Origin of the sequence: Gryllotalpicola ginsengisoli DSM 22003 (assembly GCF_000419445.1) — a bacterium.
GTDB lineage: Bacteria > Actinomycetota > Actinomycetes > Actinomycetales > Microbacteriaceae > Gryllotalpicola > Gryllotalpicola ginsengisoli.
This window is the reverse complement of the sequence record NZ_AULK01000001.1, coordinates 309948-329046: the sequence shown is the minus strand read 5'-3', so window position 1 is coordinate 329046 and position 19099 is coordinate 309948. Positions and strand designations below refer to the sequence as shown.

The 19099-nt window shown below is 70.8% G+C and carries 17 protein-coding genes and 4 tRNA genes; 13 read left to right on the top strand and 8 right to left on the bottom strand.

Annotated elements, in window-relative coordinates; all coding sequences use genetic code 11:
• Window positions 1-26: 26 nt before the first annotated feature.
• Window positions 27-1256: an HRDC domain-containing protein gene (locus H563_RS0101560; RefSeq protein WP_022880872.1), complete on the bottom strand. Its 1230-nt coding sequence runs from the start codon at window positions 1254-1256 to the stop codon at window positions 27-29.
• Window positions 1249-1851, bottom strand: coding sequence for a DUF3000 domain-containing protein (locus tag H563_RS0101555; protein WP_022880871.1), 603 nt, complete (start codon window positions 1849-1851; stop codon window positions 1249-1251). Before H563_RS0101555 ends, H563_RS0101560 begins: the two co-directional genes overlap by 8 nt.
• Before the next feature lie 67 nt (window positions 1852-1918).
• Here H563_RS0101555 and H563_RS0101550 point away from each other — a divergent pair, with 67 nt between their 5' ends.
• A complete protein-coding gene (locus H563_RS0101550; RefSeq protein ID WP_033209161.1) occupies window positions 1919-3142 on the top strand; it encodes an alpha/beta hydrolase family protein in 1224 nt (407 codons plus the stop codon).
• Here the strand turns inward: H563_RS0101550 and H563_RS0101545 are convergent.
• Together H563_RS0101545 and H563_RS0101540 are read right to left on the bottom strand one after the other, a co-directional pair.
• On the bottom strand, window positions 3123-3566 hold the full coding sequence (locus H563_RS0101545) for a cysteine desulfuration protein SufE (protein WP_022880869.1): 444 nt from the start codon (window positions 3564-3566) through the stop codon (window positions 3123-3125). The two genes, H563_RS0101550 and H563_RS0101545, sit on opposite strands and share 20 nt — an antisense overlap.
• Window positions 3567-3583: 17 nt before the next feature.
• Window positions 3584-4495, bottom strand: coding sequence for a sulfurtransferase (locus H563_RS0101540; protein WP_022880868.1), 912 nt, complete (start codon window positions 4493-4495; stop codon window positions 3584-3586).
• Window positions 4496-4624: 129 nt separating this feature from the next.
• Here H563_RS0101540 and zapE point away from each other — a divergent pair, with 129 nt between their 5' ends.
• The 5 genes from zapE to H563_RS0101515 all read left to right on the top strand — a co-directional run bounded on the left by zapE (window position 4625) and on the right by H563_RS0101515 (window position 11395).
• Entirely contained in the window at window positions 4625-5692 is a 1068-nt protein-coding gene (gene zapE / locus H563_RS0101535; RefSeq protein ID WP_022880867.1) for a cell division protein ZapE, read from the top strand.
• Between the two features lie 159 nt (window positions 5693-5851).
• Window positions 5852-7138 carry an ammonium transporter gene (locus H563_RS0101530; protein ID WP_022880866.1) on the top strand — a complete coding sequence of 429 codons (1287 nt, stop codon included), beginning with the start codon at window positions 5852-5854 and terminating at the stop codon, window positions 7136-7138.
• Between the two features lie 165 nt (window positions 7139-7303).
• Window positions 7304-8989 (top strand): TIGR03767 family metallophosphoesterase, encoded by a 1686-nt coding sequence (locus H563_RS0101525; protein WP_022880865.1) that lies wholly within the window; start codon window positions 7304-7306, stop codon window positions 8987-8989.
• 100 nt (window positions 8990-9089) lie between these two features.
• Window positions 9090-10781 (top strand): TIGR03767 family metallophosphoesterase, encoded by a 1692-nt coding sequence (locus H563_RS0101520; RefSeq protein WP_022880864.1) that lies wholly within the window; start codon window positions 9090-9092, stop codon window positions 10779-10781.
• A 26-nt stretch (window positions 10782-10807) separates the two neighbouring features.
• A complete protein-coding gene (locus tag H563_RS0101515; protein ID WP_022880863.1) occupies window positions 10808-11395 on the top strand; it encodes a CG0192-related protein in 588 nt (195 codons plus the stop codon).
• A gap of 6 nt (window positions 11396-11401) precedes the next feature.
• Here H563_RS0101515 and H563_RS0101510 read toward each other — a convergent pair whose 3' ends face one another.
• The 3 genes from H563_RS0101510 to H563_RS17165 form a co-directional block, all read right to left on the bottom strand.
• Complete coding sequence (locus H563_RS0101510; protein ID WP_022880862.1) at window positions 11402-12424, bottom strand: NADPH:quinone reductase; 1023 nt, start codon at window positions 12422-12424, stop codon at window positions 11402-11404.
• Window positions 12425-12433: 9 nt separating this feature from the next.
• Window positions 12434-12919 (bottom strand): DUF2127 domain-containing protein, encoded by a 486-nt coding sequence (locus tag H563_RS14440; protein ID WP_022880861.1) that lies wholly within the window; start codon window positions 12917-12919, stop codon window positions 12434-12436.
• A 70-nt stretch (window positions 12920-12989) separates the two neighbouring features.
• Complete coding sequence (locus H563_RS17165; RefSeq protein WP_022880860.1) at window positions 12990-14537, bottom strand: glycosyltransferase; 1548 nt, start codon at window positions 14535-14537, stop codon at window positions 12990-12992.
• A gap of 195 nt (window positions 14538-14732) precedes the next feature.
• On the opposite strand from H563_RS17165, the gene H563_RS17830 reads away from it, so the two are divergent.
• The 3 genes from H563_RS17830 (at window position 14733) to H563_RS18130 (ending at window position 16378) form a co-directional block, all read left to right on the top strand.
• Entirely contained in the window at window positions 14733-15107 is a 375-nt protein-coding gene (locus H563_RS17830) for an ArsR/SmtB family transcription factor (RefSeq protein ID WP_022880859.1), read from the top strand.
• Window positions 15104-16144 (top strand): cation diffusion facilitator family transporter, encoded by a 1041-nt coding sequence (locus H563_RS0101490; protein WP_022880858.1) that lies wholly within the window; start codon window positions 15104-15106, stop codon window positions 16142-16144. Before H563_RS17830 ends, H563_RS0101490 begins: the two co-directional genes overlap by 4 nt.
• Before the next feature lie 93 nt (window positions 16145-16237).
• Window positions 16238-16378, top strand: a complete 141-nt coding sequence (locus H563_RS18130; RefSeq protein WP_022880857.1) for a hypothetical protein — start codon at window positions 16238-16240, stop codon at window positions 16376-16378.
• A 60-nt stretch (window positions 16379-16438) separates the two neighbouring features.
• On the opposite strand, the gene H563_RS0101480 is transcribed toward H563_RS18130, so the two are convergent.
• A tRNA-Val gene (locus H563_RS0101480) sits at window positions 16439-16511 on the bottom strand.
• Window positions 16512-16655: 144 nt separating this feature from the next.
• Here H563_RS0101480 and H563_RS0101475 point away from each other — a divergent pair.
• From H563_RS0101475 to thrS, 4 genes are all read left to right on the top strand, one after another.
• Window positions 16656-16728, top strand: a tRNA-Gly gene (locus tag H563_RS0101475).
• Between the two features lie 38 nt (window positions 16729-16766).
• A tRNA-Cys gene (locus H563_RS0101470) sits at window positions 16767-16840 on the top strand.
• 47 nt (window positions 16841-16887) lie between these two features.
• Window positions 16888-16962 (top strand) — tRNA-Val (locus H563_RS0101465).
• A gap of 125 nt (window positions 16963-17087) precedes the next feature.
• A complete protein-coding gene (gene thrS, locus H563_RS14430; RefSeq protein WP_022880856.1) occupies window positions 17088-19091 on the top strand; it encodes a threonine--tRNA ligase in 2004 nt (667 codons plus the stop codon).
• Window positions 19092-19099: the final 8 nt, after the last annotated feature.

The following is a 19099-nucleotide window of genomic DNA, read 5'->3' as shown; positions in this document are numbered from 1 at the left end:
CGGCGGCTCAATTCGACTGTGTGAACCTACGAAGCGTCGTCGTCGGCCTCGCGAGGCGCTTGGTCGGCCTCGACAAAAGCGGATGCGATCAGTTCGGCGGTCGCCTCGATCTGCCACGGCCGCGCGCCGCCGTCCCCGAGGAACGCCGCGACCGACTCGGTGGTGACCGGCTGCGGCGGCTCCCAGGCGACCCGGCGCAGCAGCTCCGGCGTGAGCACGTTCTCCACGGGGAACGAGTGCTCCTGGGCGTACTCCTGCACGCGCTCCCTGGCGCGCTTGTACCTCGCGTCGGCGGCCGGGTTCCGGTCGGCCCATGCGCGCACCGGGGGGATGCTGTCGCCGTTGGACCGGGGCACCGGGAGGTCCTCCGTGGTGCGCCCGGCCTCGATCGCCGCCCACCAGCGGTCCAGCTCGCTGCGGCTCGCGCGCCCGGTGAACTCCTTCAACCCCGCGAGCTCCCGCTTCGACGCGGGCATCGCCTTCGCCACGGCCGTCAGCGCGGCATCCGGCACGAGCCGGCCCGGGGAGGAGTCGCGCTCCCGGGCGAGCGCGTCGCGGGCGAGCCACAGCTCGCGGGCGACCGCGAGATTGCGGATGCCCCGGATCGAGTGGATCCCGGACAGCCGGCGCCACGGCTCCGCGCGCGGCGCCTTGGCCTCCTTCACGAGCTCCCAGTGGAACTCCTGCTCGGCGATCTCGAGCTTGCCCTGCTCGACGAGCAGTTTCTCCACCTCGTCCCGCAGGTCGACGAGCAGCTCGACGTCGAGCGCCGCGTAGGTCAGCCAGGCCTGCGGCAGCGGCCGTGTCGACCAGTCGGCGGCCGAGTGCTCCTTGGCCAGGTGGATGCCGAGCAGGCTCTCCGTCAGCGGGCCGAGGCCGACGCGCGGCAGGCCGAGCAGGCGCGCGGCGAGTTCGGTGTCGAAGATGCGCGCGGGATCGAGGCCGACCTCGCGCAGGCAGGCGAGGTCCTGGCTCGCCGCATGCAGCACCCACTCCTCGCCGACGAGCGCCTGCTGCAAGGCGGTCAGCTGCGGGCCGACCGCGTCGGTGAGCGCGATGGGGTCGAACAGGAAGACGCCCGCGTCGCGCCGGAACATCTGAATCAGGTAGGCGCGCTGCGAATAGCGGAAGCCGCTCGCGCGCTCCGCGTCGACGGCCACGGGGCCGCTGCCCGCAGCGAGCGCCGCGACCGCCGCCTCGTACTCGGCGACCGTCGCGGTGACCGCGTATTCGGTCTCGACGCTGTTCTCACGCACGCTTGCTCTTGGGCCTCCGTAGCGAGAGTACGCTCACTCCCTCGGCCGTGGGCGGGATGCCCGCCAGCATGCACAGCAGGTCGCCCCACGCCTCGACGTGCGCACCGAGGTCGGCGTCGCCCGGGCTCCACGACGCGCGCAGCTCGATCTGGGCGCCGTCGCCCTGCTTCGCGAGCTCGCCGAAGCCCGTGGAGATGATCTTCGTCGCCGTGCCCGAGGCCGCCGTGTAGGCGGCGCCTCGCGCCGCGAGCGCGTCGACGAGCCACGACCAGGTGACGTCCGCGAGGAACGGGTCGAGCCCGATGTCCGTCTCCAGCGGAGCCTGCGCGAAGCACACCACCCGGAACCGGCCGCCCCACTCCTCGGGCTCCTCCGCGTCGTGCAGCAGCACGAAGCGTCCGGTGCCCAGTTCCGAGTCGGCGCCGTGCCGCGCGGGCGACACGTCCGCCGCCAGTGCGTACGCCTCCGGGGCGAGCTGGCCGGGCGCCGGAATCGGGGTCAGCACCAGCTCGGGCCGGATGACGGCCCGGTTGATCGAGTCCAACGCAGCGGTGAACTCGGCACTGGCCGCAGGGCCGGACGGTGTGGGGGACACATCATGGAGATTAGAGTTCTGAGCGGGGGCACAGCGAGAGGCACGCCGCGCGAAGGAGGTCGAACCCATGGCCGGATGGCGCAGCAGATTGGGCTTTCCCCTGGTGTTCGCCGCGCTCGGCGCGGCGACGTTCGCCGTCGCGGCGGCCGGCACGACGGTGTTCATCGCCCGCAAGGTGCTGACTCCGCCGCGCCGCCGGGACGAGGACGTGCAGGTCAAGGCGGTCTCGCCCGACGCATCCGTCATCACCCTCTCGGTCACGCCCGACACGCTGCTGCGCGGCGACTACAGCTTCTGGTTCAACCACGACGCCGGGCATGCCCGCATCGGCGCGATCCTCTCCCGCAGCGGCGTCTCGGTCACCCGGCGCGTCGAGCGGGTCAGCTTCGGCGACCTGACCCGCGCCAAGCGCGGCCGGATCAGCGGCTGGTGGTACGTGCGCCCCGAGGAGCTCGGTCTGCCGGTGAAGTCGGTCGGGATCGAGACCGACGGGGGAGTGGCGCCCGCCTGGCGCTTCAACGCGCCGAAGGGCGACGACGGCGAGAAGAGCACCAAATGGGCGATCCACGTGCACGGCCGGGGCACGCAGCGCCAGGAGTGCCTGCGCGCGGTGCCGACCTTCCGCGAGCACGGCTGGACGAGCCTCGTCATCTCCTACCGCAACGACGGCGACGGCCCGCGTAGCGACGACGGCCGGTACGGGCTCGGCTCCACCGAGTGGCGCGACGTCGAGGCGGCGATCGAGTACGCGGTCGACCACGGCGCGACCGACATCGTGCTGATGGGCTGGTCGATGGGCGGCGCCATCGTGCTGCAGGCGGCCACCCGGTCGATGCACGCGGGCCTGATCCGCGGCGTGGTGCTCGAGTCACCGGTGATCGACTGGGTCGACACGCTGCGCTACCAGGCCGGCGCCCTGCACATGCCCGACCCGATCACCGAGAGCGCCCTCAAGCTGCTGGACGCCCCGTGGGGCGGCCGGCTCACCGGGCAGTCGGCGCCGATCGGCCTGCCCGAGCTCGACTTCGTGCGCCGGGCGGATGTGCTGACGACGCCGATCCTCCTGCTGCACAGCGACGACGACGGCTACGTACCGGCGTACGCGTCGCGGGCACTGGCGGCCCGCCGCCCCGACATCGTCACCTTCGTGCGCTTCACGCGCGCCCGGCACACCAAACTGTGGAACTTCGACCCGAAGAAGTGGACGAAGGCGATCTCGAAGTGGCTGGACGCGCTCGAGGCCGGCGAGCTCGACGAGGACGCCGAGGGCGCTACGCGGCCGTCCGCTTGAGCTGCACCTGGTGCTTGGTGCGCCCGATCAGCGCCGCCATGCCGCGCAGCCGCAGCGGCGACACCGCCCGGGTGAGCCCGATCGTCTGCGGGTAGTCGTCGGGGACCGCGAGCACCTCGGCGCTGGTCAGCCCCGCGAGCCCCTGCACGAGGATCGAGGCGAACCCCCGGGTCGTCGGCGCCTCGCGCGGGGCCGTGACGAAGAGGTGCACGACGTCCGCCTCGTCGACCTCGACGAAGAGGTAGACCGGGCTCTGGCACTCGGCGACCCGCTCGAACAGGTCGGGGTGGTCGCGGTACCGCTCCGGCAGTTCCGGCAGTTCGTTCGCGAATTCGAGCAGCAGCTGCAGGCGCTCGTTCTGGTCGAGCGCGAGGAACTCCTCGCGGATCTCGCGCAGCTGCTCGGGCAGGTCGATCTCGCTCACCCCTCGATTCTGCTCCATCACGCGCCGGGCGCGCCGGGCACCTCGCCCGGCTCGGGGCCCTGCACGATGGGCACGCGCACCGCCGAGCCCCACTCCGTCCACGACCCGTCGTAGTTCTTCACGTTCTCGAACCCGAGCAGGTGCGTCAGCACGAACCAGGTGTGGCTCGACCGCTCGCCGATGCGGCAGTAGGCGATGACGTCGTCGCCCGGCTTCAGGCCGGCCTCGGCGAGGTAGACGTCCTCGAGCTCCGCGCGGGTCTTGAACGTCGCGTCGGGCGCGGCCGCCTTCGCCCACGGCACGGATGCGGCGGACGGGATGTGCCCAGGCCGCAGCGCGCCCTCGGTGGGGTAGCCGGGGATCTCGGTGCGCTCGCCCGAGTACTCCTCCGGGGAGCGCACGTCGATGAGCGGGCCGTGGCCGAGGTGCGCGAGCACGTCCTCCTTGAAGGCGCGGATGCGGGCGTCGTCACGGGGCACGACGGGGTAGTCGGCCGGGGTGACGGCCGGGGCATCCGTCGTCAACTCGCGGCCCTCGGCGATCCACTTGTCGCGCCCGCCGTCGAGCAGCCGCACGTCGGGGTGCCCGAAGAGGGTGAACACCCACAGCGCGTACGCCGCCCACCAGTTGTTGCGGTCGCCGTAGATGACCACGGTGTCCTCGCGCGAGATGCCTTTGGAGCCGAGCACCTGCGCGAACCGCTCGCCGTCGACGTAGTCGCGCACGACCGGATCGTTCAGGTCGGTGTGCCAGTCGACCTTGACGGCGCCGGGGATGTGGCCGGTCTCGTACAGCAGCACGTCCTCGTCGGACTCGACCACCTTGAGGCCCGGCTCGCCCAGGTGCTCCGCCAGCCACCGCGTGCTCACCAGTCGCTCGGGGTGGGCGTAGTCGGCGAACTTCGGGTCGGGGTCGGCGGCAAGGGCCATCTGATGCTCCTCATCTAGGCTGCTGTCAGTGCTTCCGATGTCAACGCTACGGGCCCCGGGTCTGTGCCGGGGCGACACCGGTAAGACTTCGACACAGTGCCCACGATCAACCTCGAGGCGGATCCCCGAATGACGACCGACGCCCCAGGCGGCGCACCCCTGACCAGCCTGACCCAGCTCGATCCGCCGATCACGGGGCAGCAGATCGCCGCCAGCCTGGTGCCGCCCGCGCAGTTCGCGCACGCGAGCTTCGACAACTACCGGCCCGACCCCGACTACCCCTCGCAGCAGGAGGCGGTGCAGGCGCTGCGCGTGTTCTCCGCCGCCGCGCCCGGCAGCGGCAAGCCCGGCGGATTCTTCTCCTTCGGCAGGCGCAAGAAGACCGTCGACGAGACGAAGCCCGGCGTGTACCTCGACGGCGGCTTCGGCGTCGGCAAGACCCACCTGCTCGCGGCGCTCTGGCACGCGGCATCCGGCCGCAAATACTTCGGCACGTTCATCGAGTACACGGCGCTCGTGGGCGCGCTGGGCTACGCGGGCGCCGTCGAGCTCCTGAAGGGCAGCGCGCTGATCTGCATCGACGAGTTCGAGCTCGACGACCCGGGCGACACGATGATGATGACGCGCCTCATCGGCGACCTCGTGACCGGCGGCACGCGCTTCGCGGCCACGAGCAACACGCCGCCGAACGCGCTGGGGGAGGGGCGCTTCGCCGCCGGCGACTTCCTGCGCGAGATCCACGCCATGGCCGGCAACTTCGACACCATCCGCATCGACGGGCTCGACTACCGCCGCCGGGCCACGACGGGCGAGGCGGTGGTGACGGATGCCGCGAGGATCGGTCGCATCGTCGCCGCTGAGCGGGCCCGCGGCAAGGTCGCCACGCAGGACGACTTCCTGGCGCTGATCGACCATCTGGCCACGGTGCATCCGTCGCGCTACATCCGCATGGTCGAAGGCGTCGACCTGATCGCGCTCACCGACGTCGTGCAGCTGCATGACCAGATGCAGGCGCTGCGGCTCGTGGCGTTCATCGACCGCGCCTACGACGCGGAGCTGCCGATCGTCGCCTCCGGCGTGCCGCTGTCGGACGTGTTCGACGAGGCGATGCTGCAGGGCGGGTTCCGCAAGAAGTACCTGCGCTCGATCTCGCGGATGATCGCCCTGACCTCGGGCGATCTGCCGCCCGGCGATTAGCTGCCGTCTTGCCACTGTTTTCCGGGCGCGCGGAAACGTGATGTTTACATTGCCGTTTTCGACGTAACCGACGCGAAACAGAACCCCATCACGAGTGAAACGTCACCTCGGGAGACTGTGCAGGTCCCTGCAACCCGAAGAGAGAGGTGACCGGTCTCCATGGTCCTCGCCGCAGACTCCGCCACAACGGTGGACGTCAATTCCCTGTGGCTGCTCGTCGCAGCCGCACTCGTCCTGCTCATGACGCCCGGCGTCGCCTTCTTCTACGGCGGCATGGTGCGAGCCAAGAGCGTCATCTCGATGATGATGATGAGCTTCGGCGCCATCGCCCTCATCGCCGTGCTGTGGGTCCTCTACGGCTATTCGATGTCCTTCTCTTCCGGTACCGACTGGGTGATCCCGCACGTGCTGGCCAACCCGTTCCACAACGCCGGCCTGCTGAACCTGATCAACCCGCTCTCCGACGGCACCGGCGGCGACCTCAACGGCCTCGCCTTCGCCGGCTTCCAGGCGACCTTCGCGATCATCACCGTGGCGCTGATCTCGGGCGCCATCGCCGACCGCGCGCGGTTCGGCGCGTGGATGGTGTTCGCCGGATTCTGGGCGACCATCGTCTACTTCCCGGTCGCCAGCTGGGTGTTCAACTTCACGCTCGGTGACAAGGGACTCACCGACGGCGGCTGGATCGTCTACAACCTCGGCGTGAACGACTTCGCGGGCGGCACGGCGGTGCACATCAACGCCGGTGCGGCGGGTCTCGCCCTCGCACTCGTGCTCGGCAAGCGCGTCGGCTTCGCGAAGGGCATGGCCAAGCCGCACAACGTGCCGCTCACCCTGCTCGGCGCCTCGCTGCTGTGGTTCGGCTGGTTCGGCTTCAACGCCGGTTCCGAGGCGGGTGTCGACGGCGTCGCCGCCCTCGCCTGGATCAACACCCTGGCCGCCCCGGCGGCCGCGACGCTCGGCTGGCTCGTCGCCGAGAAGATCAAGGACGGCAAGCCCACGTCGATCGGCGCCGCCTCCGGCGCGGTCGCCGGCCTCGTCGCGATCACGCCGGCCTGTAACATCCTCACGCCGTTCTGGGGCATGGTGCTCGGCGTGGTCACCGGCTTCGTGTGCGCCTACGCGATCGACCTGAAGTTCAAGCTCGGCTTCGACGACGCGCTCGACGTGGTCGGCATCCATTTCATCGGCGGCTGGATCGGCACGCTGTGGATCGGCATCTTCGGCACCGGCATCGGCCTGATCGACTCGCACTCGCTGAAGCAGTTCGCGATGCAGTTCCTCGGCGCCGCGGCGGTCTCGATCTGGTCCTTCGGCTGGGCCTGGATCATCGGCACGGTCATCCAGAAGACGATGGGCTTCCGCATCACGAGCGAGGACGAGGTCGCCGGCGTCGACACCGTCGTGCACGGCGAAGAAGGCTACGTGCTCGACGCCACCGCCTAGCGCCGCACCTCAGCGCACCACACACAGCACCCGAAGGGGCCGCCGGTTCGTCCGGCGGCCCCTTCGTCGTGCGTTCACCCCGGCGACAGACCGGCGCATGCGATGTTCATGCGACACCAACGACGAGGTCACCGCCGATCCACCCGGCGTCGCGAACCTGACCGCGTGCGCAAGCTCTCACGCCGGACCGTTCTGATCGGCGGCGCCGGGGCGCTGGCCCTGGCCCTCGGCCCGCGCGACGCGACCACCGACCGCGCCGCCGCCGACACCGCGAGGCGCGCCCTGTACACCGAGGGCACCACGCTCGCCGAGGTCGCCGCGCAGGCCGCCGGCACCGGCTACCGCCGGCTCACCGCCGGGCCCGGCTACCCGCTCGTCGTGCGCGAGGAGCTGCAGCCCGGCGCATCCGCCCGCGCCTCGCAGACCGCGCTCGCCTCGCTCGTGCAGCTCACCGACCTGCACCTCGCCGACGCCCAGTCGCCGGCGCGGTTCGAGCTGTTCGCGGCGAGCAACGGCTCGGCGTTCCGGCCGCAAGAGGCCCTCGGCACGCACGGCGCCGCCCGGTTGATCGCGCGCGTCAACAGCCTCGCCCGCGGCCCCTTCGGCGGCCGCGCCTTCGACTGCGTCGTCTCGACCGGCGACGACACCGACAACGCCGAGACCGTGGAGCTCGACTGGCGGTTCGCCGTGCTGAACGGCGGCACGATCACTGCCGATACGGGCTCCCGCGAGCGGTGGGAGGGCGTGCAGACCAGCGACGACGAGCTCTACTACACGCCCGAGCGCCGCCCGGCCGGGCGCTGGGCGCAGTTCCCGGAACTGCCCGGGTTCTTCGGCCGCGCCGTCGCCCCGCACACCGGCGACGGCCTCGCGGTGCCGTGGTACGCCGTGTTCGGCAATCACGACGACAGCGTGAGCGGATCGCTGCCGGGGCTGCACACCGGCTGGCAGGACGTCTACACGGGCGGCGTGAAATTCACCGGATTCGTCTCGGATGCCGCGAACCGCGCCCTGGCGCAGCTGTGGAGCTCCGGCGCCACGAGCGAGCAGGCGGTCGCCGCGGTCCCGGTGCTCGCGCATCCGCCCGCCCTCAAGCCCGACTGGCAGGTCACCCCCGACGAGCGCCGGCGCCCGTTCACCCGCGCCGAGTACCTGGCGGCGCACCTCGACCCGGCCCGCACGGGACCGGGGCCGGCCGGCCACGGATTCACCGCGGAGGCGGTGGCCGCCGATCGCGGCTACTACGACTTCCCGATCGCGCCCGGGGTGGTCGGCATCTCGCTCGACTCGACGAACCCCGCCGGCCTCTCGCACGGCTCCCTCGACGACGCCCAGTTCCAGTGGCTCGGCCGCACGCTCGCCGCCCATGCCGACGCGTACGTCCTCGTCTTCAGCCACCATCCGTCGTGGAGCATGGACAGCCCGCTGCCCGACCCGGTCCGCCCCGACGCCCCGCGGCACTCGGGTGCGGAGGTACTCGAGCTGCTGCACCGGCACCCCCAGGTCGCGGCATGGATCAACGGCCACACCCATGCCAACCACATCACGCCGCGCCGCGGCAGCGACGCGCGGCACAGCCTGTGGGAGATCAACACCGCGAGCCACACCGACTTCCCCCAGCAGGCGCGCATCGTCGAGTTGGTGAAGAACGGCGACGGCACGCTTTCGCTTTTCACCACCCTGATCGAGTCGGATGCCCCGTACCAGGCCCCCTACGACGACGGCAGCCAGACCTCCCTCGCCTCCCTCTACCGAGAGCTCTCCTTCAACGACCCGCACCGCAACGACGGCCACGCAGGCCGCGCCGAGGACCGCAACGCCGAGCTGCTGCTCGCCGACCCGTTCGCGTGAGAGGCCGTCACGTGCGGCGTACCGCCGGTTAAGCATCCGTTCACGGGCAGCCCGCGGACGCGTCGGGTTCGGGCAACGCGCTCTCGGCAGTGTGCCTCGTATGGGTCACATCTCGCGCAGATCGCTGCTGGTCGGCGGCACCGGCGCCGCCGCCGTCGCCGTCCTCACCCCGTCGCTCGTCGCCTCCCGCCGCGACGCCGCCCTGGCCGAGACGGCCGAGCGCGCGATCACCACGACGGGCACGACGCTCGAGGCCGTCGCCGCGCCGAGCGGCACGAGCGGCTACCGCCGGCTGGTGGCGGGCCCGGGGTACGCGCTCGTGGTGCGGGAGGACCTGGCGGCCGCGCAGGCCGGCCGGGACGACCGCCGTGAGGGCATCGCCTCGATCGTGCATTTCACCGACCTGCACATCACCGACGCCCAGTCGCCCGCGCGCTTCGAGTTCCTCGTCGAGTACAACGGCTCGGCGTTCCGCCCGCACGAGGCGCTCGGCTCGCAGGGCGCGTCGCGTCTCGTGGCGCGGGTGAACGAGCTCGCGGCCGGCCCGTTCACCGGCCGCGCCTTCGACTGCGTCGTGTCCACGGGCGACAACAGCGACAACAACGAGTCGATCGAGCTGGAGTGGTTCCTCACGGTGCTGAACGGGGGAGAGGTCCAGGCCAACACCGGCTCGACCACGCTGTGGGAGGGCGTGCAGAGCTCCGGCGACACCCTGTACTGGAACCCGGAGCTGCCGGTCGCGGACCGGTACAAGAACGCCGGGTTCCCCGAGCTCCCCGGCTACTTCGGCCGCGCCATCGCACCGCACACGAGCCCCGGCCTGAACACCCCCTGGTACTCCGTGTTCGGCAACCATGACGACGACGTCAGCGGCACCCTCGCCAACGTGCGCGGGTCGTGGAACAGCCTCTACACCGGCGACGTCAAGTTCACCGGCTTCGCCTCGAGCACGGCGAACGCGGCGCTCAAGGCGGCCATCAGCTCCCCGGCCGCGTCGCTCGACCTCTCGCTGCTGCTCGCCCTGCCCACCATCAAGACGGACTGGATCGTCACCCCCGACGCTCGGCGCGTGCCGTTCACGAAGACCGAGTACGTGCGCAAGCACCTCGAGGCCGCGCACACCGGACCCGGCCCGGTCGGCCACGGCTTCCAGGCCGACGACGTGGACGCGGGCCGCAGCTACTACAGCTGGCAGCTGGCGCCCGGCGTCGTCGGCATCTCGATGGACTCCACCAACGCCGCCGGCCTCTCCGACGGCTCGCTGCGCGACTCGCAGTGGCTCTGGCTGAAGGAGCAGCTCACCGCCCACGCGGACCAGTACGTGGTGCTGTTCAGCCATCACACGAGCGGCACCATGGAGATGACGCAGCCCGACCCCGAGCATCCGCTCGAACTGCGCCACTCGGGAAGCGAGCTGGTCGACCTGCTGCACGAGCACCCGAACGTCGTCGCCTGGGTGAACGGGCACACGCATGTGAACGCGATCACGCCGCAGCCCGGTGACACTCCGCAGCAGTCGTTCTGGGAGATCAACACGGCGAGCCACACCGACTTCCCGCAGCAGGCGCGCATCGTCGAACTCGTCAAGAACGGCGACGGCACGCTCTCGCTTTTCACCACCCTGATCGAATCGGATGCCCCGTACCAGGCCCCCTACGACGACGGCAGCCAGACCTCCCTCGCCTCCCTCTACCGAGAGCTCTCCTTCAACGACCTCGGCTACGACGCGACCCGCGCCGGCACGGCGGCCGACCGCAACGCCGAGCTGCTGCTCGTCGACCCGTTCGCGTGACGGATGCGCCGCGGTAGCGTCGAGGCATGGCCCTCCTGCACAAAGCGACCCTGACGCCGACCAAGCTCGAGCTGATCGCCGGCTGGCTGCCGTCGCAGCCGTGGTTCCCCTCCTCGGCGACGCCGGGAGTGCCCGAGCAGCTCGGCGCCTTCCGCTTCGACGACCCCGCCGGAAAGGTCGGGGTGGAGACCCTGATCGTGCGGCTGCCCGGCACGGCGCCGCTGCAGGTGCCGCTCAGCTACCGCGAGGAGCCGCTGGCCGGCGCCGAGGCGTGGCTGATCGGCACCGCCGAGCACTCGGTGCTCGGCACCAGGTGGGTGTACGACGCGACCGGCGACCCGGTCTACGTCGGCGAGCTGGCGAAGGCGATCCTGCAGGGCGGCACCGAGGTGGAGCAGTTCCGGGAGACCGACGAGGGCCGCGTTTCCGTGCCGGCCACCGCACACGTGCGGGGGAGCGGCGAGCCGGGATCGGCCATCCCCGTCGACCGAGACCTCGAGGTGGAGGTGATCCGCGTGCTCGACGGCACGACGAACCCGGGCACCGCCATGACCCTGACCGGCACCTGGGCCGGCCAGGAGGAACCGGTGCTGCTCGCCACGCTGATGTTCTAGCCCGCCTCAGGCGACGTCGATCAGCACCTTCCCGACGGCGCCCTGCTCGACGGCGTCGTGCGCGGCCGCCGTCTGCTCGAGCGGGTAGTGGTGCAGCGGCAGCCCGGACTGCTCGCCGACCCGCACGGCGCCGACCGCGACCGCGGCGGTGACGTCCTCGACGGCGGCTTCGAGCAGCTCGGGCGCGAGCGTGTAGAGCAGCAGCCCCTGGTAGCGCAGGTTCAGGGCGAAGGCGGCCCGCACCTCGAGCGAGAGCCGGTCGCCGCCGTTGTTCGCGTAGAACGCGATCGTCGCGCCGTTGGCCGCCACGGCGTGGTCGAGCGCGGCATTCACGGCCGGCGCGACCTCGACGATCAGGTCGACGCCGTTCGGCGCGAGGGCACGGATGCCTGCCGCGGCGTCGCTCGCCCGGTAGTCGACCACGTGGTGGGCTCCCGCGGCGGTCGCCAGCGCGCCCTTCTCGGGGCTGCTCACGGTGCTGATCACCGTGGCCCCCGACCAGACCGCGAGCTGGATCGCGGCGTTGCCGACGGCGCCCGCGCCGCCCTGTACGAGCACGGTGCTGCCGGACAGGGTGCCCGGCCCGAGCCGCGGCACCTCGCCGGAGGTGAGCGCGCGGTGCGCGGTGACGGCGGGCACCCCGAGGCACGCGCCGAGGTCGAAGGCATCCGTCTCGCTCACCGTGCTCGGCAGGCGCACCGCGCGCGCGGCGGGCACGACGACGTACTCGGCGGCCGTGCCGTACGGCCGGCCGTGCTGGGCCAGGTAGAGCCACACCTGGTCGCCGGCGGCGACCTCGGTCACGCCGGAGCCGACCGCGTCGACGACGCCCGCGCCGTCCTGCCCAGGCACGACCTCGGGGAACTCCATGGCGGAGGTCGCGCCGCTGCGCGCCTTCCAGTCGGTGGGGTTCACTCCGACGCGCACGAGCTTCACCCGCGCTTCGCCCGGCGCGGGCTCGGGGATCGGCCGGTCCTCCACCCTGAGCACGCTCGACGGGCCCTTCTCGCTGTAGACGACTGCACGCATGTCTCGAGCCTAGGTTCTCGCGGTCGCGTTGCGCCGGAACACCCAGCGGACAGTGCCGCGCATCGTTTCGTGCAGGGTGCGCCCGTGGCGCCACTCCCGCCAGGTGAGCGCGACGATGGCGGCGTCGAAGACGGTGAGCAGGACGAGACCGGCAGACGGGCCGACGACGAGCTCGTAGACCTGGAAGACCACGAATGCGATGAGAGCGGCGATCGCCCACGGGTAGATCCGGCGCGAGCCGAGCACGAGCGCGACGACGATCGCGGCTTTCACGACGCCGTGGACCAGCAGGTAGACGGCCAGGAAGCCGACGTCGCCGGCGCCGAGGTGGGCGACACCGTGCACCAGGAGGTTGGCGAGGATGTCGTGCGGATCCTCGGCCAGCTCCCGCGCCGTCACCGCCTGGGCGGCCCCGCGCAGCTGCGCCGGGGTGACGACGAGGAGCACCGCGCCGCCGACGAGCTCCGCCAGCCCGTCGACGCCCTTGAACAGCACCCCGATGAGGAAGACCAGGTCGAGAACGCGTTCCCTCAGCGCAGCCCACCCCCTCGGTTCAGCCTGTCGTTCACGTGCGCGAGGCGTGACGGATGCGCGCGGCCGCTCGTCGCAGCCGGCGTGCGCCGGCGCGTGCCCGGCCGCCGCCCACCATGCGGGCGATCCTTCTCGCCGGGCTGAACTCGCGCCACAGTACAACGCTCCACTGCTCGGTCACCGCCTCGTCCGAGTACCGGGCGACCGTGGCGCGCGCCCGCGCGCGCAACTGCTCGAGCGCCCGCGCATCCGTCTGCGCCAGCCGATCGATCGTCTTGGCCAGTGCCGCGATGTCCGCCTCGGGCACGAGGTACCCGTTGACGCCGTCGTCGATGATGTCGGCCGGACCGTAGGGGATGTCGTAGGCGATCGGGATGCACCCTTCGGCCATCGCCTCCAGCAGGACCAGCCCGAAGCCCTCCGAGCGGGAGGTCAGCAGCAGCATCGAGGCCTCGGCGAGCCGGCGTCGCGCATCGGGCACATGACCGGCGAAGCTCACGAACTCGCGGGCGCCGAGACGTGCCACGAGGTCTTCGAGCTTGTCCCGCTGCGGCCCGTCGCCGATCACCGTGAGGGATCCGGTCCAGGCGCCGCTCGCGCGGGCTCCGGCGGCGGCGCGGATCGCGTGGCTGACGCGCTTGCGCGGGATCAGCGAGGCGACGACCGCGATGTCGTGCGCGGCCGGGCGCCCGTGCGGCTCGGCGGATGCGGGCGCCACGGCGTTCGGGATGGTCACGAGGTTGCGGGCGCGGGGGAGCAGCGTCTGGATGTCCCGCCGCTGCGTCTCTGTGGGCGTCACGACGAGGTCGAAGTCGGGCAGCCGCCGGAACGCCGTGCGTCGCGTCTCGCGCAGCCCGTCGTGCCGGTCGTTGAGGTGGGAGCCGTGCAGGATGTGCACGATCACGGTGTTGCGGCGCCGGTAGTCGAGCATGACGTCGGCGACGGTCTTGCTGTCGACGAGCATGATGCTGCGCCGGCCGCCGCGCAGCCGGTCGAGCCAGTACGCGTACAGCCCGCGCGCGCCCGTCCAGCTGCGCACCGGCGTGCCGTCCGGGTCGCAGAGCACGAGGCTCCGGCCGCCGAGGATGCCGCGCTCGGCGCAGTCACGGCGATCGCTGACGAGCAGGGACCCGTCGGAGCGGTAGTGGTCGAGCTGCAGCACCGTGCCGTCGGCGCCCGTGCGGGTACGGGTCAGCACCTCGCCGTCGCGCTCGGCGGTCACGTGATCTGTCGCCGGGGCCAGCGGTGTGAACACGCCGGGCGCCGGCCGCCTGCCCGCGCCCGTTTCCTGGTTGTCGCGCAGCCAGTCCCAGAGGTTGATGATCCGCGCCGTCGGGCTCAGCAGCCCCCGCTCGCGCAGGCTGTCCTGCAGTGCCGGGTAATGCAGTCGGGGGTCGAAGGTCAGCACGTCTGCGGTCTGCCCGCCGAGTCGCTCGAAGGCGAGATTCCGCCGCAGGAACGCGGTCGTCATGCCCGCGAAGTCGGCCGGGATCTCCCAGGTGAGTGAGAAGTACCGCGCGGGCGGCAGCGCGACGCGGTGACCGGGCGCGGTGACGCCCGTCGACTCGGCGCGAGTGTGCATGGGACCTCCTCGGGTACGACGGGTGCGACCTCCGATTCGCCCCGCCGGTGCAGACGGATTGCCCACGTTGGTGTACGCGCTCTAAGACGGCTCTGAGCAAGAGGGGTCGGCAAGAGGGGTCGGCAAGACGGCAGGGCAAGCCGGGCCCGTGCAGGCCGGCGAGGGCCGGGAGGGATACCGTGTTTTAATCTGCGCGTGAATGCAGATAAGCAACTATGCGGGCTCGACCCCGATTCGGAGTACGTGGAGCTCGCCGTCGAGGTGTTCTCGATGCTGGCCGACGCGACGCGGGTGCGGATCGTGCTGGCGCTCCGCAATGCGGAAGAGCTGTCGGTGAACCATCTGGCCGACATCGTGGGCAAGTCCCCGGCCGCCGTGTCCCAGCACTTGGCGAAGCTCCGGCTCGCCCGGATGGTGACCACGCGGCAGCACGGCACCCGGGTCTTCTACCGGCTGGCCGACGAGCACGCCTCGGACCTCGTGACGGATGCCGTCAAGCAGGCCGAGCACTCGATCTCGAACGGCACGACCTTGCGCCACCACCACCCGAAGGTCGAGACGACGGCGTGAGCGGCGCGCACGACCACGAGCACGATCACGGGCACGAGCACGATCACGGGCACGCTCATGAGCATCACGCGCACGACCACGACCACGAGCACCCGCACGGCGGAGTGAAGGGCTTCCTCTACGACCTGTTCGTGCCGCACACGCACGACGCCGCAGACTCCGTCGACGATGCACTCGAGGCGAGCCGGGCGGGAGTCAACGCCGTGAAGATCTCGATGTTCGCGCTGCTCGGCACGACCGTCCTGCAGTTCGTGCTCGTCCTGTTCACCGGCTCGGTCGCACTGCTGGCCGACACGATCCACAACTTCGCGGACGCGCTCACCGCCGTCCCGCTCTGGATCGCCTTCGTCCTCGGCCGCCGCGCCGCCACCCGGCGGTACACCTACGGCTACGGACGCGCGGAGGACCTCGCCGGACTGTTCATCGTGTTCGTCGTCGCCCTGTCCGCCGTGGTCGCGGGGTGGGAAGCGGTCGACCGATTCATCCATCCCCGGCCCGTGGAGAACGCGTGGTGGCTGGTCGCGGCCGGCTTCATCGGATTCGCCGGCAATGAGCTCGTCGCGATCTACCGCATCCGCATCGGGCAGCGCATCGGCTCCGCGGCGCTCGTCGCCGACGGCGTGCACGCCCGACTGGACGGCATCACGTCGCTGTCCGTCGTGCTCGGCGCGATCGGCGTGATGGTCGGATTCCCGCTGGCCGACCCGATCATCGGCCTGCTCATCGCCGTCTCGATCCTGATCCTGCTCTGGGGCACGGTGAAAGCGATCGGCGGCCGGCTGATGGATGCCGTCGACCCGGAGCTCGTGCACCGGGTGGAGCATGCCCTCGAGCGAGTGGACGGCGTCGCCGCCGTGTCCGACGTCCGGCTCCGGTGGGTGGGCCACCGCCTCACGGGTTCCGCCACGGTCGCCGCTGAGGCGCCCGACCTGCATCGGGCCGTGCACGTGGCCGAGCACGCGTCGGCCCGGGTGCGCGCCGAACTGCGCAACGTCGATCAATTCGTGGTCGCACTGGCCGAACGGGACCACTCGTGAGAGCCGTTTTCGCCACAGCTTCACGGTTTCCTTCGCGGGGAGCCTATGCTCGCCTCACAGGGTCACCGTGGCTCTCGATGGAGGGCAAGACCGATGGGTGATAAATCCGCTCGCAAGAGCACCAGCAAGACACCCGCAGCAAGAACGCTGAAGGAGAAGCGGCTCGACAAGGCCGACAAGAAGGCACGCGTGCTTCGCGAGGAACATGCCGACGTGACCGCGAAGAAGCGCTGAATCGGCGCCCGAGCCGGAAACGAAGAAGACCCCTGATCGATCAGGGGTCTTCACTCTCGGTGGGCGATGCCAGGCTCGAACTGACGACCTCTTCCGTGTGAAGGAAGCGCGCTACCAACTGCGCCAATCGCCCGCGACGGTGCCCTCCGATGGTAGCCGACAGGCCCGCTTTTTCACGAATCGACGCAGGGCCCGAGCCGATTTGGAGTCGGTGCGAGACATCGGTTATGGTTTCTAAGTCAGCGCGACGGCCCCTCGGGGCGACAGCGACGACAACGCGGATGTGGCGCAGTTGGTAGCGCATCACCTTGCCAAGGTGAGGGTCGCGAGTTCGAGTCTCGTCATCCGCTCGAGTGTGAGTCGGCATCGGCTGTATCACTGCAGGCCTGGTGGCGTGGCCGAGAGGCGAGGCAGCGGCCTGCAAAGCCGTATACACGGGTTCGAATCCCGTCGCCACCTCCACACTCAGTCCGACTTTTCGCTCTGGTTCGCTAGAGTGTTCAGTCAGGGCGCGATTGGCGCAGCGGTAGCGCGCTTCCCTGACACGGAAGAGGTCACTGGTTCGATCCCAGTATCGCGCACCACTTTGAGCCCCGCTTCGGCGGGGCTCTTCTCGTTCCGGGGCCGGGCCGCGCGCCCGGTCGCCGCACCGCGCGCCGACTAGAGTGGGCTGCGATCCCCTTCCCACCGGCACCAACAGGAGTAACACGTGGCCGACGGCTTCGAGCTCTATCCCGATCGAAACGTTGTCGCGATCCGCGTCAACGGCGAGCTGAAGGACAAAGCCGCGACGACGACGCCCGACGACGTGGTCGAGCCCGTCACCATCGACTCGCCGGATGGCCTGAACATCCTGCGCCACTCGACCGCGCACGTGCTCGCCCAGGCGGTGCAGCAGGTGAACCCCGACGCCAAGCTCGGCATCGGCCCGCCGATCACCGACGGGTTCTACTACGACTTCGGTGTCGCCGAGGCCTTCACCCCGGAGGCGCTGAAGGATCTCGAGAAGGCGATGCTGCGCATCGTCAACCAGGGTCAGCGCTTCGTGCGCCGCGTCGTCAGCGACGACGAGGCCCGCACCGAGCTCGCCGCCGAGCCGTACAAGCTCGAGCTGATCGGGCTCAAGGGCAACGCCGCGAAGGGCGGCGAGAACGAGTCCGTCGAGGTCGGCGCCGGCGAGCTCACCATCTATGACAACGTCGACCCGAAGACCGGCGAGACCGTCTGGAAGGACCTCTGCCGCGGGCCGCACTTGCCCGACACCAAGCTGATCGGCAACGGCTTCGCCTTGACGCGCGTCGCGGCCGCGTACTGGCGCGGCAGCGAGAAGAACCCCCAGCTGCAGCGCATCTACGGCACTGCCTGGCCGAGCAAGGAGGAGTTGCGCGACTACCAGGAGCGGCTGGCCGAGGCCGAGCGCCGCGACCACCGCAAGCTCGGCAAGGAGCTCGACCTGTTCTCGTTCCCCGACGAGATCGGTTCGGGCCTGTCGGTCTGGCACCCCAAGGGCGGCATCGTGCGCTACGAGATGGAGCAGCACGCCCGCAAGCGCCACCTCGAGGAGGGCTACTCGGTCGTCTACACCCCCCACCTCGCGAAGTCCGACCTGTTCGCGATCTCCGGGCACCTGCAGACCTACGCCGACGGCATCTGGCCGCCCATCCGCATGGACGAGGAACGCGACGACGCGGGCAACATCGTCAAGCAGGGCGCCGACTACTACCTGAAGCCGATGAACTGCCCGATGCACATCCTGATCTACCGGGAGCGGGCCCGCAGCTACCGCGACCTGCCGCTGCGCCTGTCCGAGAACGGCACCGTCTACCGCAACGAGCTGTCCGGCGCCCTGCACGGCCTGACCCGCGTGCGCGGCTTCACCCAGGACGACGCGCACCTGTTCGTCACCCCCGAGCAGATCGAGGAGGAGAGCGGCAAGGTGCTCGCCTTCGTCATCTCCCTGCTGAAGGACTTCGGCTTGACCGAGTTCAAGCTCGAGCTGTCGATGCGGGACGACGAGAAGTCGAAGTGGATCGGCGACGAGCAGCACTGGCAAGACGCGACCGACGCCCTGCGCCGCGTCGCCTTGGCGAGCGGCCTGGAGCTCACCGAGCAGCCCGGCGAGGCGGCCTTCTACGGCCCGAAGATCGACCTGAAGACCACGGATGCGCTGGGCCGCAGCTGGCAGCTGTCGACCGTGCAGCTGGACTTCAACCTACCCGAGCGCTTCGACCTCGAGTACACCGCTCCCGACGGCAGCAAGCAGCGCCCGGTGATGATCCACCGCGCCCTCTTCGGCTCGGTTGAGCGGTTCTTCGCGATCCTGCTCGAGCACTACGCCGGCGCGTTCCCCGCCTGGCTCGCCCCCGTGCAGGTGGTCGGCATCCCCGTCGCCGACGAGTACGCGCCGTACCTCGACGAGATCGTCGCGAAGCTCACCGCGCGCGGCGTCCGCGCGGAGGTCGACCACTCCGACGACCGCATGCAGAAGAAGATCCGCAACGCGACCAAGTCGAAGGTTCCGTTCCAGCTCATCGCGGGGGAGGAGGACCGCTCGAAGGGCACGGTCAGCTTCCGCTTCCGCGACGGCAGCCAGCTGAACGGCGTGCCCATCGACGACGCCGTGGCGAAGATCGTCGACGCGATCGCGGCGCACGAGCAGGTCGACACGGCATGGGCCGGTGCGGCCCCGGCCGAGCCGGCCGCGGCGCAGTAGGGCGAGAC

Excerpts from the sequence above, each read along its gene's own strand:
- H563_RS0101550 (WP_033209161.1), top strand. The coding sequence starts at position 1,919 with ATGGCCGGATGGCGCAGCAGATTGGGCTTTCCCCTGGTGTTCGCCGCG.
- H563_RS0101540 (WP_022880868.1), bottom strand. The coding sequence starts at position 4,495 with ATGGCCCTTGCCGCCGACCCCGACCCGAAGTTCGCCGACTACGCCCAC.
- zapE (WP_022880867.1), top strand. The coding sequence starts at position 4,625 with ATGACGACCGACGCCCCAGGCGGCGCACCCCTGACCAGCCTGACCCAG.
- H563_RS0101530 (WP_022880866.1), top strand. The coding sequence starts at position 5,852 with ATGGTCCTCGCCGCAGACTCCGCCACAACGGTGGACGTCAATTCCCTG.
- H563_RS0101520 (WP_022880864.1), top strand. The coding sequence starts at position 9,090 with ATGGGTCACATCTCGCGCAGATCGCTGCTGGTCGGCGGCACCGGCGCC.
- H563_RS0101515 (WP_022880863.1), top strand. The coding sequence starts at position 10,808 with ATGGCCCTCCTGCACAAAGCGACCCTGACGCCGACCAAGCTCGAGCTG.
- H563_RS0101510 (WP_022880862.1), bottom strand. The coding sequence starts at position 12,424 with ATGCGTGCAGTCGTCTACAGCGAGAAGGGCCCGTCGAGCGTGCTCAGG.
- H563_RS17165 (WP_022880860.1), bottom strand. The coding sequence starts at position 14,537 with ATGCACACTCGCGCCGAGTCGACGGGCGTCACCGCGCCCGGTCACCGC.
- H563_RS18130 (WP_022880857.1), top strand. The coding sequence starts at position 16,238 with ATGGGTGATAAATCCGCTCGCAAGAGCACCAGCAAGACACCCGCAGCA.